Source organism: Promicromonospora sp. NPDC110617 (assembly GCF_055598465.1).
On record NZ_JBVKBM010000003.1, the window covers coordinates 460671 to 475802 of the forward strand.

General features: G+C 73.2%; 13 protein-coding genes. 8 read left to right on the forward strand and 5 right to left on the reverse strand.

Annotation, left to right across the window (positions count from 1 at the left end):
• Positions 1-21 precede the first annotated feature (21 nt).
• The 4 genes from ACZ7LE_RS19780 to ACZ7LE_RS19795 form a co-directional block, all read right to left on the reverse strand.
• On the reverse strand, positions 22-576 hold the full coding sequence (locus ACZ7LE_RS19780) for a DinB family protein (protein ID WP_470404957.1): 555 nt from the start codon (positions 574-576) through the stop codon (positions 22-24).
• A gap of 71 nt (positions 577-647) precedes the next feature.
• Positions 648-1403, reverse strand: a complete 756-nt coding sequence (locus ACZ7LE_RS19785) for a YqjF family protein (RefSeq protein ID WP_470404958.1) — start codon at positions 1401-1403, stop codon at positions 648-650.
• A gap of 82 nt (positions 1404-1485) precedes the next feature.
• Entirely contained in the window at positions 1486-2664 is a 1179-nt protein-coding gene (locus ACZ7LE_RS19790) for an SLC13 family permease (RefSeq protein ID WP_470404959.1), read from the reverse strand.
• 105 nt (positions 2665-2769) lie between these two features.
• Positions 2770-3828 (reverse strand): SGNH/GDSL hydrolase family protein, encoded by a 1059-nt coding sequence (locus ACZ7LE_RS19795; RefSeq protein WP_470404960.1) that lies wholly within the window; start codon positions 3826-3828, stop codon positions 2770-2772.
• Positions 3829-4131: 303 nt separating this feature from the next.
• Here ACZ7LE_RS19795 and ACZ7LE_RS19800 point away from each other — a divergent pair, with 303 nt between their 5' ends.
• Positions 4132-5094, forward strand: a complete 963-nt coding sequence (locus ACZ7LE_RS19800; RefSeq protein ID WP_470404961.1) for an ATP-binding cassette domain-containing protein — start codon at positions 4132-4134, stop codon at positions 5092-5094.
• A 30-nt stretch (positions 5095-5124) separates the two neighbouring features.
• Complete coding sequence (locus ACZ7LE_RS19805) at positions 5125-5940, forward strand: ABC transporter permease (protein ID WP_470404962.1); 816 nt, start codon at positions 5125-5127, stop codon at positions 5938-5940.
• 89 nt (positions 5941-6029) lie between these two features.
• Here ACZ7LE_RS19805 and ACZ7LE_RS19810 read toward each other — a convergent pair whose 3' ends face one another.
• On the reverse strand, positions 6030-6791 hold the full coding sequence (locus tag ACZ7LE_RS19810) for a DUF427 domain-containing protein (RefSeq protein WP_470404963.1): 762 nt from the start codon (positions 6789-6791) through the stop codon (positions 6030-6032).
• 241 nt (positions 6792-7032) lie between these two features.
• On the opposite strand from ACZ7LE_RS19810, the gene ACZ7LE_RS19815 reads away from it, so the two are divergent.
• The 6 genes from ACZ7LE_RS19815 to ACZ7LE_RS19840 all read left to right on the forward strand — a co-directional run bounded on the left by ACZ7LE_RS19815 (position 7033) and on the right by ACZ7LE_RS19840 (position 14982).
• Positions 7033-9387, forward strand: a complete 2355-nt coding sequence (locus ACZ7LE_RS19815; protein ID WP_470404964.1) for a hypothetical protein — start codon at positions 7033-7035, stop codon at positions 9385-9387.
• Between the two features lie 40 nt (positions 9388-9427).
• Positions 9428-10240, forward strand: coding sequence for a hypothetical protein (locus tag ACZ7LE_RS19820; RefSeq protein ID WP_470404965.1), 813 nt, complete (start codon positions 9428-9430; stop codon positions 10238-10240).
• 106 nt (positions 10241-10346) lie between these two features.
• The gene (locus ACZ7LE_RS19825; protein ID WP_470404966.1) at positions 10347-11633 is read left to right on the forward strand and encodes an AI-2E family transporter; all 1287 of its coding nucleotides are present in this window, start codon (positions 10347-10349) and stop codon (positions 11631-11633) included.
• A 4-nt stretch (positions 11634-11637) separates the two neighbouring features.
• Positions 11638-12858, forward strand: coding sequence for an AI-2E family transporter (locus ACZ7LE_RS19830; protein ID WP_470404967.1), 1221 nt, complete (start codon positions 11638-11640; stop codon positions 12856-12858).
• 87 nt (positions 12859-12945) lie between these two features.
• Positions 12946-13587, forward strand: a complete 642-nt coding sequence (locus ACZ7LE_RS19835; protein ID WP_470404968.1) for a GNAT family N-acetyltransferase — start codon at positions 12946-12948, stop codon at positions 13585-13587.
• A 9-nt stretch (positions 13588-13596) separates the two neighbouring features.
• Positions 13597-14982, forward strand: a complete 1386-nt coding sequence (locus tag ACZ7LE_RS19840; protein WP_470404969.1) for a replication-associated recombination protein A — start codon at positions 13597-13599, stop codon at positions 14980-14982.
• The last annotated feature ends 150 nt before the right edge of the window (positions 14983-15132 follow it).

Consider the following 15132-nt stretch of genomic DNA (forward strand, 5'->3'; position numbering starts at 1 on the left):
AGACCGTTCCCCTCGTCGGGGTCAGGCGTCTTCGCGCAGGTACAGGTCGCGCAGCAGGCCGATCTCTCCGCCGTGGTGCGACACCTCGACCAGGGCGTGCAGCGCGAGCTTCAGGTAGGTCTCCTCGGCCCAGCCGCCGGGACCCCGGCCGATCGGCGCCAGCAGGCGCTCGTCGTCCATGGCGGCGATCCGGGAGATGAAGTGCTCCCAGTCGTCGTCGAGCGCCTGGATGCCCTCCATGGCGGTGCCCGGCCACTCGTGGCGGTCGGGGAGCTCGGGGGCGTCGTCGAAGAAGTGGATCACGTAGCCGCGCAGGCAGAGGCTGCCGATGTGCCAGATGCGCCAGGCGATCGTCGTGACGGGGTCCGGCTCGTCCGGGCCTGGCTGCGGAAACAGGTCGGCGACGCGGTAGACGCCGTCGTCGCCGCGGCGGATGCTGAGGGACTCGCTGACCGGCTCCCAGTGGTACTCGGCGTCGGTGAGTCCCTCCAGGCGTCCGAACAGCCGGTTCCGGGCGCGCTCGAAGATCGCGAGGATGTCCCGCGTGGCGGGTCCGTGCGTGGTCAGGTCTGCCATGTCGGCTCCAGCTTCGGTGGTCTCGGGTGGGTCAGGTCGGTCGGACGGTCGAGCCGCGGGGCGCCGGTCGCTCAGAGCCGGGCGCCTTGCCGGACGACGACGGGCGAGCCGTCCGCGACGAACGCCGAGAACGGCGCGGCGGCCAGGCTCTCGGCGAACGGCCGGCCGTACACCTGCTCGACGTCGCACTCCAGGGCGGCGTCGCGGGCCTGCCGGACCTGCCAGCTCGGGTGCTCCACGCCGTACTCGACACAGCCGCCGCCGCGCTGCGCGGCGTATCCCCAGTAGTGCTCGGTGACGAACTGCTCCTGGGAGCCCGCCACGAGCGGCCGCGCCGGGCCGTCGGTCGTGGCGCGCAGGTGGTGCCAGTTCCCGGCGTCGTGCCACGCGTACTCGACCAGGCCGCCCGCGGTGACCTCGCCGTCGTGCAGGTCGATCCTGTGCCGCATGGGCCGCGCGACGTACTTCTCGCCGTACACGACGCGGGCGACGGTGGCCAGCGCCCACCGGGGCACGATCTCCTTGACGAAGACGACGCCGCGCCGCCAGCCGTCGTCCGCCCGGCGGCGCACGTAGAAGCGCAGGTTGATCTCGTCGAAGTCGCGGTGGAAGGGGACGGGGACGCCGAGGAGGCGGGTGTCGAGGAACTGGAACCCCACCATGCTCACGAGGTGCCGGCCGTCCCAGGTGTCGAGCTCGACACCGCGCGGCACGAGCGGGCGCAGCGCGTCCGGATCGATCTCGTAGCTGAGCATCAGCAGCCGGCGCCACTCGGCGGAGAGGAACCGGCCGGTCCGCGGCTTCGGGCGTGCGTTCTCCGAGGTCACGCCGAGCAACGTACCAAGCAGGGGCGGCCGGGTGGGGGAGGAGGCTCGGTCCGCAGCCGACAAGGTCCGGTCCGCAGCCGCCTCAGCCGACGACGGACAGCGCCAGGGCGGCCAGGCCCACGGTCGGCACCGCCGCGACCAGGCCCCAGGCAGCGAAGCGGCGCCACGGCACCGGGACGCCGAGCGCGACGACGCGCTGGTGCCACAGCAGGGTCGCCAGCGACGCCCACGGCGTGACCAGCGGGCCGAGGTTCACGCCGATCAGGAGCGCCATGAGCACGACGGGGTCGCCCGCGGCGATCGGCTCCAGCACCAGGTAGGCGGGCAGGTTGTTGATGCCGTTGGCGGCCAGCGCGCCGAGCCCCGCGACGCGCAGCAGCTCGCCCGGGCCGTGGCCCGCGCCGGTCACCGCGGTCAGCAGGGCGGTGAGGCCGTGGGCGTGCGCCGTCTCGACCACGACGAACAGGGACGCGGCGATCCCGAGGGCCTGCCACGGCACCAGCGCGGGCCGCAGCGCGCTCCGCCGTCGGACGAGGAACAGGACGACGAGCGCGACTGCGGCGGCCGTGGCGGGGACCCACACGTGCGGCGTGAGCGCGAGCAGCGGCAGCAGCACCAGGAGCACGAAGCCCGCGCCCCAGAAGAGCACGGGGTCGGTGGGGACGCGCTGCGGGGGGACCTGGTAGGTCGAGAACAGGACGCGCCGGTACCGGGCCGTCAGGATCGCGACGGGCACGACGACGCCGACGAGGGCCGGCGCCCAGCTCAGCGCCAGGAACGCGGAGGGGTGGTCGCCCATCGCCGGTGCGGCGAGCAGGTTGGTCAGGTTGGACACCGGCAGCAGCAGCGAGGCCGTGTTGGCCAGCCAGATGGTCGCCAGCGCGAACGGCAGCGGAGAGATCCGGATGCTCTGCGCGAGCAGCACGACGAGCGGCGTCAGGATGACGGCGGTGGTGTCGAGCGAGAGGAACACGGTGCTGACCACGGCCAGCAGCACCACCCACACCCACAGCACGACCATCCGTCGCCGGCCCCAGCGGCCGAGGAGCTGCGCGAGCACCTCGAACACCGAGGCGTCGCGCGCCAGCTCGGCGACGATCGTGACGGCGACCACGAAGCCGAGCACGGGGGCGGTGCGTGCGGCGACGGCACGGGCGTCCGGTGCCGGCAGCAGGCCGCTCAGCACGCAGGCGGCCGCGAGGACGACCATCGCGAGAACGACCCACGTGCTCGGACGAGGTCGGGTGCGCGCGCCGTTCACGGGCTGAGCATACGGATCCGCAGGAGGGCGGCCGGCCACGGGGCCGGCCGCCCTCCCGCAGGTTGCGAGCCTGTCAGACGCCGTCGCTCACGGCGCCCGGGTCCGTCATTGCGCCGGGGTCTGTCCCTGCGTCAGCCCGGCGGCCCGGTCCGCACGCTGGACCCCGGCCCACCACGTGTCGAAGTCGACGCCTCGTTCCTTCGCCAGCTTCTCCAGCCTGGCCTTGGTCGGGGGCTGGAAGAGCTTCGGCTTGATCTTGCGGTCGGCCGTGGCGTACTTCTGCTGGAGCTTCGCCTGCTCCGCCGCCCCCGCCTCCGCCTCGGCGAGCACCGCAGCGGTCGCCGCGACGCTCGCGCCGGTCAGCACGCCGCTGACCAGCGGCAGGTAGCCGTTGGCGTGACCGAGGCGGTTGGGGTGGTACGACTCCTGGACGGGGTTCGAGAAGCCGTTGATCCACTCCGTCGAGTCGCACACGGCGTGGCCGGTGAACCGGCTGACCGGGTTGACGAACGTGAACCCCCTGGCGGAGGCAGCCGTCGAGAGGACCGAGTTGATGTGCACGACGGCGTTGTTGAGCGCCGTCTCGTCCTCCGGGCTGAAGAAGGTCGCCAGGTTGCAGTCCTCGCCCATGAAGATCTTCGGGTAGCCGACGACGACCACCTTCGCGTTCGGCGCCCGCGTCCTGATGGCGGCGTAGAGCGTGTTGAGCCGGCCCGGGAGGGTGCCGGAGATGAACGCACGGGCCGCGGCGACCGTTCCCGCGCAGTCGCTGGCCCACGCCGGCAGGGCGCACTCGGTGAGCACGTCGGCGAATCCGGCGTCGTTGCCGCCCACCGAGATCGTGACGTACCGCGTGCCCGAGCCCAGCGCGCTGATCTGGGTGCTCGTCACGTCGGCCACGACCGCTCCCGAGCAGGCCCGGAAGTTGAGGCTGTAGCCCTTGGCCGCCGCGGTCAGGCTGGCGTAGGCGTAGGTGGAGCGCAGGCACTCGGTGCCGTCGTTGATGTACGTCCTGGTGCCGGTGCCCGAGGAGTAGGAGTCGCCGAGGGCGACGTAGGACTCGCCGGCGGCGTACGACGGCAGGGCCGGCGTCGTCACCAGCCCGACCGTGACGAGACTTGTCGCCGCCAGGGCGGCGAGGACGCGGAAGAGACGTTGCTTCATGAGGCAGCTCCCCTAAGGGTCCGTCGAGCCACGCCAGTTGTGGCTCGATCGCTACCTTTATAGGAGGTTTCACCCCACCTACACAATGTCTGGCGCATGAATAATTCAAGTCAGGGTCAACAACATGCCATCGCGTGTCGCCGGGTCAGCCGGGTGGTCCGACCAACCCGCTGACTCGGGGATCCGGCGTGCGGGTGTTCCTCGGCGCGCTGCTCCCGGCCGGGCCTGCGACAGTGGGTGGGAGCGCAACTCGTCAGGGGGACGGTCCGTGACCGGCGGTGCCTGCGGGCGGGAGGAACGGCCATGCCAGACCAGGCAGTCGTGGCCCGCGGCATCGAACGACACTTCGGGGACAACCGGGCGGTGGCCGGCGTCGACCTCAGCGTCGAGGCGGGCGAGGTCTACGGCTTCCTGGGCCCCAACGGCGCCGGGAAGTCGACCCTCACCCGGGTGCTCTGCACGCTCCTGGCCCCGACCCGAGGTACGGCACAGGTCGCCGGGCACGACGTGGTCGAGGACGCCACCGCCGTCCGGCTGCGCATCGGGGTGGCCCTGCAGGAGGCCGCGCTCGACGACAAGCAGACCGGCCTGGAGCTGCTGCGCCTGCAAGGCCGGTTCTACGGGCTGACCACGCGGGAGACCGCGCAGCGGGTCGCCGCGCTGCGCGAGCTCATCGACATCGGTGACGCCCTCGACGACCGCGTGGCGACCTACTCCGGGGGCATGAAACGTCGCCTCGACGTGGCGCTCGCGCTGGTGCACAACCCGGAGGTCCTGTTCCTCGACGAGCCCACCACCGGGCTCGACCCGATCAGCCGCGCGGCCGTCTGGGCGGAGATCCGGCGGCTCAACCGGGACCTCGGCATGACCGTCTTCCTCACCACCCAGTACCTCGAGGAGGCCGACGCCCTCGCCGGCCGCGTGGGCATCATCAACCGCGGCCTGATCGTCGCCGAGGGCACACCCGAGGAGCTGAAGCGCACGATCGGGACCGACGTCGTGGTCGTGGACGTCGTCGACCGGCCCGGGTCGGCACGCTCCGCGCTGGCCGGTGTCGGCGGTGTCCGGAGCATCGACGTCGACGCCCACCGGCTGATGATCTCCGTCGAGGACGGCGCCCAGGCCATCAGCCCGGTGGCGCTCGCGCTCGACCGCTCGGGCATCCAGGTCCGCGAGCTCGCCCTGCGGCGTCCCACGCTCGACGACGTGTTCTTCCGGGTCACCGGCGAGCGGATCGGGGACGACGACGAGAAGGGGCGGCCTTGAGAAGGGGACGACCATGAGAAAGGGGCGGGCATGAGCACCGAGCGCACGACGCCCGACGTCCGGCAGGAAACCGTCCACGGCCGCCCGGCCGGCTTCTGGCGGGACCTCTCGTCGGTCGCGATCCGCGCCCTGCGGCAGATCCCCCGGGAGCCGGAGGCGATCATCCCCGCGCTCGTCATCCCGCTCTTCTTCTTCGTCGTCAACGTCGGCGCGCTGTCCGACGTCGCCACCGTGGCCGGCATCGACGACTTCAAGGCGTTCCAGATCCCGGTGGCGATCGTCTTCGCGGTCACCGGCATCTCCCGGGCGAGCGCGCTGGTCACGGACATCACCGGGGGCTACTTCGACCGGCTCCTGCTCACGCCGATGCACCGCACCTCGCTGCTGCTGGGCCTGATGGTGGCCGACCTCGTCCTGGTCGTCGCCCTGTCGGTCCCGGTACTGGCGCTCGGGTTCGCGCTCGGCGTGCGGTTCGCCACGGGCGTGGCCGGCGTCCTCGCCTTCCTGGTGCTGGCCGGGTTCTGGGGGCTCGCCTTCACCGGGTTCCCCTACGCCATCGCGCTGCGCACCGGGAACCCCGCCGCCGTCAGCTCCAGCTTCCTGCTCTTCTTCCCCTTCGCGTTCCTCACCACGTCCTTCCTCCCGCTGGACGCGCTGACCGGATGGCTGGCCACCATCGCCGTCTACAACCCCGTCACGTACCTGCTCGCGGCCCTGCGGTCCCTGATCATGGACGGCTGGGACGGCACCGCGCTCTGGCAGGGGGCCGCGTCGATCGCCGCTGTCGCGCTGGTGAGCTTCACCGTCGCGTTCCGGGCGCTCGCGGGGCGCACGTCGCGCGCCTGAGCCAGCGCACGGCGGACGGCGCCGCCGTGCGGCGGCCGACACCGTGCGGCCGGCACCGGGTGGTGCCGCCCGCCGCGGGCCGCGCGGACCTACGGCTGCCCGATCCGCTCGCCGTCCACCCAGACCTCCAGGTCGGCGCTCTTCTCGGGCCAGAAGCAGACCAGTCCGGCGACTCCCGCCGCCTCGCGCAGCGGGGTCTCGTACCCCCAGACCGCGTCGTGCACCTTGAGGTCGCCCGCGGTCACGGACCAGTACCGCGCCGTCCCCTTGTACGGGCAGTAGCTCACGGCGTCGGTCGGGCTCAGCAGGTCCATGCGTACGTCGACCCGCGGCAGGTAGAACCGGGGCACCAGGCCGGTCTCGGTCAGGATCACGGGCCGGCGCGACTCGGCGACGACCTCACCGCCCAGCACCACCCGCACGTGGCGGCTGGAGTGCAGGGTGTCGACCCGCACGTACGGGCTGCGCGCGTGGAAGTGGATCACCTCGTCCTCCTCGAGCCAGGTGTCCATGGCCGTCCACGTCAGCGTGTACGCGCCGCGCATGCCCGCGGTCGGCGCCTCGGGGTACCGCTGGGCAGCACGCATCAGGACGCGGTTGCCGAGCATGACGTCGAACAGCTCGCTCGGCCCGAGCACGCGCGAGCGCTCGCCCTCGCCCGCCGGGCGGAACTCCGCCCGGACGTCCTCGGGCGCGAAGAAGTACCGGGGCGCGTACGAGTACTCCCACACCAGCAGGGGTGCAGCGGCGTCGGCTACCACCTCGCCCTCGCTCAGGGCACGGATCCGGGTCAGCCCCGGCTGGACCGTCCCGGGCTGGATCGCGAACGGGTTCTGCACGATGTCGGTCACTGCTCACCTCTCGTCGTCGGTCGCGCCCTCGCGATCGCGTACGAGCACGTCCGCGGGCACCTCACCCGGACGCCAACCCTGCGGACGGCGGGAATATTTCACCCGATATCGCCAGTCCCGGGCGTCCCTGGCTTTCCGGGTGATCTTCGGGTGAACTCGGGCGCCGTGGCCATCAGCGCCGTCCCGCGGGCGCTCTTCCCTGTCAGCGGCCGCGTCCGCGGTCGGGAGAGCGAGCACGACCATGGACCACGACTGCGGATGCGGCGACGAGGCCACCGCCGCACACCACCACGGGCACGGAAGCGGGCACCACACCGCCCCCCTCGAGTTCGACGCCGACGGCCAGCTCGTCGTCGGTCCCGTCATCCGGCCGGAGCTGCTCACCCGGCCGTGTCCCATCGGCACGCTGGACGGCTCGTGGCTCCTGGAGCTGGAGCGCCGCACGGTGTTCGGTCCCGAGGTGCGCGGCGCGCTGCGCATCGAGGTCGGCAGCTCGTCGCTGCGCGTCTCGGGCGACATGTACTCCCGACGGGTCTTCCCGCCCGTCCTCGAGCCGCGCCTGCCGATCCCGAGCCCGTTCCCGATCCCCGACCCGGGGCCCCTCGCGGGCGCCGTCGCGGGCGCCGCCGCCGGTGGCACGCCGGGCGGTGACGCGGCCGGCCCGGACACCGCCGGCCCGGACACCGCCGGCCCGGACGCACAGGGGATCGACCCCGGGATCCTGGCCGAGATCCCGTCGCTGAGCTTCCGCTGGTACCCCGCCTTCCCCGCGTCGGAGTACTCCTGGTACTTCCGGTCGAACGGCGCCACCTACGCGGGCGGCACGCTGACCGTGCAGATCGTCCGGCACCTGTGGAACCGCACCACGCAGGAGTTCGTCTCGACCGACACGGGCACCCTCACCCTGAGCTGCCGCCGGCCGCTGGTCGTGACGACGGCGTCCAGGTTCCTCGGCCCCTCGGACCGGATGACCGGCACGCTGTCGATCGGCGGCACCGTAACCGACGTCACGGCGCGCAAGACGTCGCCGATGTACCGCGGCTGTCGCATCGAGGTCGACGCCATGGTCAACCGGGTGTTCCCGGCGTCCGCCACCATCGGCTCGGGCGCGACCGCCACGGTGCGGTCGGTCTACGCGACGGCCGGCTGGGACGTCACGGTCGTGACGGACGAGATCAACGTGCCGAACGACAACGACCTCACCAACGCCGAGCTCGCGACCCTCATGACGGGACACCGGCAGACGGTCCCGGGCGAGGGGTGGCGGCTGTGGCTGTTCGTCGGCTCGTCGCAGGGCGGCCTGTTCGGGATCATGTTCGACGACGACACCGTGCCCCGCGAGGGCGCCGCCGGCTTCGCCGACGTGCGGCTCGGCAACGACTCCGTCATCGCGGCCCCGGCGCGCGGTCGTCCGCTCGACGAGGTGCCCGCGGCGTTCCTGCGCACGCTGGTGCACGAGGCCGGGCACGCGTTCAACCTGTGGCACCCGAAGCACGACGTGCACAACCCCGGCATCGGCATCGAGATCATGAACCAGACGGGCGACGTCATCGGCTTCGCCACCGCGGCCAACCCGTACCCGGGCAACGCGGCGTTCGTGTTCTCGGACCACGACCGCACGTCGCTCATCCACTCGCCCGACCCGCAGGTGCGGCCGGGCTGGAAGAACTTCGGGTGGGGGCACGGCGACCTGTCGGCAGGCCTCCCGGCGCCGGTCGACGTCGCCGGGCTCGGCGGCGACACGGGCGACGAGGGCCTGGAGCTCACCGTGGCGATGCCCGCCCAGGCGTACGTGGGCGAGTACGTCACGGCGGAGGTCGCGCTGACCAACGTCTCGGACCAGCCGCGCACGGTCACGACGCTGATCAACCTGTCGGAGGGCGACCTCGTCCTCCTGCACACGCCGCCCGACCACTCGCTGCAGCACCTCGTCGACGTCGCGATCGGCTGCGGCCCGCGCCCGACGGTCGTGCTGCAGCCGGGGGAGTCGCTCCGCAACCACGTCCAGGTGTTCTTCACCAACCAGGGCGTCACGTTCACGGAACCCGGCCGGCACACCGTCGCCGCGCAGCTCGAGGTGGACCCGCTGACCACAGTGCGTTCCGCGTCCGTCACGGTCGACGTCCGCGGCCCGGCCACCGACGCCGAGGTCGACATCAGCGCGAAGACCCTGACGCCCGGCGTCGGGCGGGCCATCGCCCTGGGCGACTTCGCCACCGACGTCGCGGCCCGGGCGGTCCTCACCGACCTGGCCGAGCAGCACAGCGACACCGACACCGGCGCGGCCGGGGCCCTCGTGCTCGCGAACTCGCTCACCCGCTCGTTCACGGACGTCCGCGCCCAGGACGTGCGGATCGCGTCCCCGGACGAGGCCTCGCACTTCCTCGAGCTGGCGCTGTCCGGGCGGTCGGCGGAGCGTGCGGCGGCGCTCGCGGTCACGGTGGCGAGCCCGACCGAGAAGAACGCGCCGGTCGTGGCCGACACGATCGCCGCGCTGAAGTCGCGGTCGAAGGGCGGCGCACGCACGGCCGCGGGGAAGGACCTCGCCGCCGCGCAGCGCGTCGCGGCGGACTTCACCGAGCCGCAGGGCCGCTGACCGGGTGACACCTGGACCGCACGGGGGAAGGATCGACACCGTGACAGAGACAGTCCAGGACGGCGGCGGGCTGGAGCTGCGGATCCGGCCCGCCGTGGCCTCCCTCCCGCTCGACCGCATCGCGTTCGCGGACGTCGAGCTCGTCGCGACCGGCGCCCCCGCCACCGTCAGCGCCCGGCTGAACCTGGTCGAGGGTGACCTGGAGATCGAGGTGGCGGGCGCCGGGGGCGCGCCGGTGCGGGCCACGTGGCCGTGGCCCGTGGACTCCGCACCGCGATCCGTCGACCTGCCCGCGGGCGGGCGTCTGGTCGCCGCGGTGCCGCTGCTGTCGTCGGGGAGCGTGCCGCTGTTCCCCGCGCCGGGCAGGTATGAGCTGACGGCCCGGTTCGCCGCGCGCCGGGGGGAGAGCGTCGGTGCGCGTCCCGCCGCCCTCGTGCGCACGGCACCCGAGGACGCCGTGCTCGCCGGCCTGCTCGGCGACCGTGACGTGCTGCAGTCCGTGCTCGGCGCCGGGGTGCTCGGCGCCGCGGCGCTGTCGCTGGAGCTGCTGGCCGCCTCGCCCGACGCCGGGACGGCGGCCGCGGCGGACCTCGCCCTCGGTCGCACCGGCGTCCTCGCCGACGCGGCGTCCGACCCGGCGGTGGTGCGCGCCGTCGCCGCCCTGCTGCCGCCCGGTGCCAGCGGGCAGGACGACCGGCGCGACGCCGTCGTCGCGCGTGCCACCGTGCATGCGACGGCGCAGGCGGCCCCGGGCGCCGACACGGGTGCCGGCACAGGTGCGGGCTCACGTGCCGGCGCCCGTCCGACCGAACGCGACGTCGCCGCCCTGACGGGGCAGCCGCTCGCGGGCTGACCGCGCCGCGCGGGGCAGTCGCTCACGGAGTGAGGGGAGTTGTCGGGAGAAGCGCCGCGCCGCTAGGGTCCGCCCTGGACAATTCGCCCATAACAAAATTGGGAGCATGGCGATGACGGCTGACGCGCCGACGGTAGCGCCGACGACAGCGGCAGAGCCGCCGACCACCCCGCGGCCCGCCGCCCCGGAGCAGGCACTGGCTCCGGCTCAGGCTCCGGCGCAGCCCGCAGGGCAGGCCCCGCCGCCCACCACGTTCGGCGCACCGTGGATCCGGACCACCGGCGAGCTGGCCTGGAAGCTGGTCGGCATCGTGGCGGCCGTGGCCATCGTGTTCTACGTGGTGGGCCTGGTCCAGGTCGTGTTCGTCGCCCTGTTCCTCGCCCTGGTCTTCACCACCGTGCTGCTCCCGCTCGGCGACCTCTACGACCGGGTCATGCCGCGCGGCCTCGCCATGGCCGCATCGCTCCTGACGGCGGTGCTCGCCGTGGGCGCGCTCGTGACCTACGTGGTCACCTCCGTGGTGAGCCGGTGGGAGGACCTTGCCACCGAGTTCGGCACCGGCCTGACCGACCTCGCCGAGCTGCTCACCGGCATCCCGATGCTGGCCGGTCTCGGCACCCCCGGCGACTGGCTGAAGGACGGCGGCGCCTGGCTCCAGTCCCACGCGGGCGACTACGCGGGCACCGCCGCCGAGAGCGCCGGGTCGATCGCCGAGGGCGCGACCGCCGTCGTCCTCGCGATCTTCTGCACCGTGTTCTTCCTGACCCAGGGCAGCCGCATGTGGCGGTGGGCGCTCGACTTCGTCCCCGCAGACCGGCACGACCGGTGGGAGGCCGCGGCAGCCGCGGGCTGGAACTCGTTCTCCGGCTTCACCCGGGGCATGTTCTTCGTCGCGCTGTCCGACGGCATCCTCGCCGGGATCTTCCTGTCCGTCGTCGGCGTGCCCCTGGCGCTGCCGCTGTCCGTCGTGGTGTTCCTCGGCGCGTTCATCCCCATGATCGGCCCCGTCGCCGCCATCGTGATCAGCGTGCTCGTCGCGCTGGCCGCCAAGGGCCCGGTGCTGGCGCTGGTCGTGCTGATCGGCATGGTCGTCGTCGCGCAGATCGACGCCAACGTGCTCCAGCCGCTGATCACCGGCAAGCAGGTCTCGCTGCACCCCGTGGTGATGGCGCTCGTCGTGGCCGCCGGCTCGGTCCTCGGCGGCCTGCTCGGCGCCGTCGTCGCCGTCCCGCTCACCGCGGTGGCCTGGGCGGTGTTCAGCACGCTGCGCGGGGCGGCGCCGGTGCAGTGCAAGGCACCGGAACAGGCGGCGGATCAGGCGCCGGAGGAGAGCACGGCCTCAGCAGGGACGGCGCCCGTACAGAGCACAGCGGCCCCCCATGAGGCAGACTGACTCGGTGCCTGACCCCGCACCACACCCCGCACCGCACGGTTCTCCGGACTCCGCACCACGACCAGCCGCACCGCGGGCGGCCGGCCCGGAGCAGCGCGACTCCGCGCCGCCGCCCTGGCTCCGCACCTCCGCCGGCTGGTCGTGGCGCCTGATCCTGGTGGTCGCCGGGGTCGCCCTGGTGTTCTGGGCCGTCACCCAGGTGCTGCTCGTGTTCGTCGCGGTCTTCCTGGCGCTGGTCTTCACCGCGGTGCTCAACCCTCTGACCGACCTCTACGACCGGGTGATGCCCCGCGCCCTGGCCACCGCGGCCGCCATCCTGTCCGGCATCCTCGTGGTCGGCGGACTCGTGACCTACGTCGTCGTCTCCGTGGCCGGCCAGTGGGAGCGGCTCGCGGGCGAGTTCAACACCGGCATCGACCAGATCGTGCGCCTGATCGAGAACAACCCGCTCCCGGTCGACGTCCAGGTCGACACGCGCGACCAGTGGATCGACGACGCCGCCGACTGGCTCCAGGAGAACGCCCAGACCCTCGTCGGCCGGGCGGCCGAGAGCGCAGGCTCCATCGTCGAGGGCATCGCCGTGCTGGCGCTCGCGATCTTCTGCACGGTCTTCTTCCTCGCCTCCGGCGGCGCGATGTGGCGCTGGTTCATGCAGCAGGTCCCCGCCCGCACCCGCAGCCGCTGGAGCGACGCCGCCGACGTCGGCTGGTACACCTTCTCCGGCTACACCCGCGGCACCGTGCTCGTCGCCATCACCAACGGCATCCTCGCCGGGATCTTCCTCACGATCCTCGGCGTGCCCCTCTCGGCCCCGCTCGCCGTGCTGGTCTTCATCGGCACGTTCATCCCGCTCATCGGCGCCCCGCTGGCCATGATCATCGCGGCCGTCGTGGCGCTCGCGGCGGACGGTCTGCTGACCGCCCTGATCGTCACGCTCGGCATCGCGGGCATCGGCCAGCTCGAGGGCCACGTGCTGCAGCCGCTGATCATGGGCAAGCAGGTCTCGCTGCACCCCGTCGTGGTCGCCCTGGGCGTCACGTGCGGCACGGTGGTGGGCGGCATCCTCGGCGCGATCGTCGCCGTCCCGCTCATCGCGGTGGCCTGGGCCGTGTACAGCACCCTGCGCAAGCCGGTCGACGACGGCGCTGACGTCGGCGCTGACGGCGCCGCGGACGAGGCGCCCGGCGCGGCCCACGACGGGGACGACGACGTCGGCGAGGCGTGACCGACGTCACCGGCCCGACGTTCGCGAGGAGCCGCCCGAAACGGTAAACCTGCAGGTAGGGGCGTGTTTCTGTGGGACCATCGAGGGATGGAACCGTTCGTCCTGGCCACGGAGCACGTCCGCCTGTCCGTCCCGACCTACTCGGACGTGGACGCGATCACCACGGCCTGCCAGGACCCCGCCGTCGCGGAGTGGACGGTGGTGCCGGTGCCCTACGAGCGCAGGCACGCCGAGAGCTTCGTGCGGTACCACGTGTCCGAGGGCTGGGCGAAGGGCTCGGTGTACACGTGGGCGGTGCGCGCCCCGGGCGACGCCGACGGGCCGTTGATCGGCATGGTCGGCCTCACCTGCGAGGGCACCCCGGCGGAGGAGCGCGCCGGGGAGCTCGGCTTCTGGATGACGGCGGACGCGCGGGGCAGGGGGCTGTGCACCGAGGCGTCCCGGCTCGTGGTCGACTGGGCCCTGGACCCCGAGGGGCTCGGCCTGTCCGTGGTGAGCTGGGTCGCCTACGTCGGCAACTGGGCGTCCCGCCGGGTCGCCTGGCGGCTCGGCTTCCGGCACGAGGCCACCCTGCGCCGGCACGGCCTGCAGCGCGGCGTGCGCCGGGACGCCTGGGTCGGCACCCTCCTGCCCGAGGATCCGCGGGAGCCCAACGAGCCGTGGCCCGCACACGCGCCAGATCTGCACGTGGGCGTCGGTGAGCACGTGGGTGTCAGTGAGCATCCGTAGGCTGGGGCGGTGTTCGACGACCTCTTCAGTACGGTGACGACCGATACCGCGGGTACCCCCACCGCGCGGGCGTCGTCACCCCTCGCCGTGCGGATGCGCCCGGCCTCGATCGACGAGATAGCGGGACAGGAGCACCTCCTGGTCCCCGGGTCGCCGCTGCGGCGGCTCATCGAACCAGGTGGGGGTGGCCGTGCCGCGCCGTCGTCGGTCATCCTCTGGGGGCCGCCCGGTACGGGCAAGACGACGCTCGCCTACCTCGTGGCGACCGTGTCCGGGCGCCGCTTCGTGGAGCTGAGCGCCGTCACCGCGGGCGTCAAGGACGTGCGGCAGGTGGTCGAGGACGCCCGGCGCCGGCTCGCCACCGGCGGCGACGAGACCGTGCTGTTCGTCGACGAGGTGCACCGGTTCTCCAAGTCGCAGCAGGACGCCCTGCTGCCCAGCGTGGAGAACCGGTGGGTCACCCTCGTGGCCGCGACCACCGAGAACCCCAGCTTCTCCGTCAACTCGCCGCTGCTGTCCCGCTCGCTGCTGCTCACGCTCAAGCCGCTGGAGACCGAGGACGTGCGCGCGCTCGTGCTGCGCGCGGTCACCGACGAGCGGGGCCTCGGCGGCGCGGTCGAGCTCGACGAGGACGCGACCGACCACCTGCTGCGGCTGGCGGGCGGCGACGCCCGCAAGGCGCTCACCGTCCTGGAGGCGGCAGCGGGCGCGGTGCTCTCGGACGACGACCCGGCGACCGGCGCCGACGGCTCCACCCCGCTGATCGGCCTGGCCGACGTCGAGCGCGCCGTCGACGTCGCCGCCGTCCGCTACGACCGGGACGGCGACCAGCACTACGACGTCATCTCGGCGTTCATCAAGTCCATCCGCGGCTCCGACGTCGACGCCGCCCTGCACTACCTCGCGCGCATGGTCGCCGCGGGGGAGGACCCGCGGTTCATCGCACGGCGCCTGGTCATCTCCGCGGCCGAGGACGTCGGCATGGCCGACCCCTCCGCCCTGCAGACCGCGGTCGCCGCGGCCCAGGCGGTGCAGCTCATCGGCATGCCCGAGGGGCGCATCGTGCTCGCCGAGGCCGTGGTGCACCTGGCCACCGCCCCCAAGTCGAACGCCGCCTACCTCGGCGTCGACGCCGCGCTGGCGGACGTCCGCGCGGGCAAGGTGGGTACGGTGCCGCCGCACCTGCGCGACGCGCACTACGCGGGCGCCAAGCAGATGGGGCACGGCGACGGGTACCGGTACGCGCACGACTGGCCGCACGGCGTCGCGCCGCAGCAGTACCTGCCGGACGTGCTCGCGGGCTCGCGCTACTACGACCCGAGCGACCGCGGCTACGAGCGGCAGGTCGCGGAGCGCCTGGAGCGCATCCGGGGCATCCTCGGGAGCGACGGGTGACCGGTCGCGTGACTGTGCACGTGACTGCGCGCGTGACCAGGCCCACGGCGAGCCGGAACGCCGACGTGCGGTAAGATCTTCAGGTTGCCCATGGCAACGCCCTGGGACCTCGGCCCCGCGAGCATGGTGCTCACGCACCCCGCTCCATCG

Bases quoted from the DNA above. Each gene is read 5' to 3' on its own strand.
- ACZ7LE_RS19800 (WP_470404961.1), top strand. From the start codon at position 4,132: ATGCCAGACCAGGCAGTCGTGGCCCGCGGCATCGAACGACACTTCGGG.
- ACZ7LE_RS19835 (WP_470404968.1), top strand. From the start codon at position 12,946: ATGGAACCGTTCGTCCTGGCCACGGAGCACGTCCGCCTGTCCGTCCCG.
- ACZ7LE_RS19815 (WP_470404964.1), top strand. From the start codon at position 7,033: ATGGACCACGACTGCGGATGCGGCGACGAGGCCACCGCCGCACACCAC.
- ACZ7LE_RS19795 (WP_470404960.1), bottom strand. From the start codon at position 3,828: ATGAAGCAACGTCTCTTCCGCGTCCTCGCCGCCCTGGCGGCGACAAGT.
- ACZ7LE_RS19805 (WP_470404962.1), top strand. From the start codon at position 5,125: ATGAGCACCGAGCGCACGACGCCCGACGTCCGGCAGGAAACCGTCCAC.
- ACZ7LE_RS19780 (WP_470404957.1), bottom strand. From the start codon at position 576: ATGGCAGACCTGACCACGCACGGACCCGCCACGCGGGACATCCTCGCG.
- ACZ7LE_RS19825 (WP_470404966.1), top strand. From the start codon at position 10,347: ATGGCGATGACGGCTGACGCGCCGACGGTAGCGCCGACGACAGCGGCA.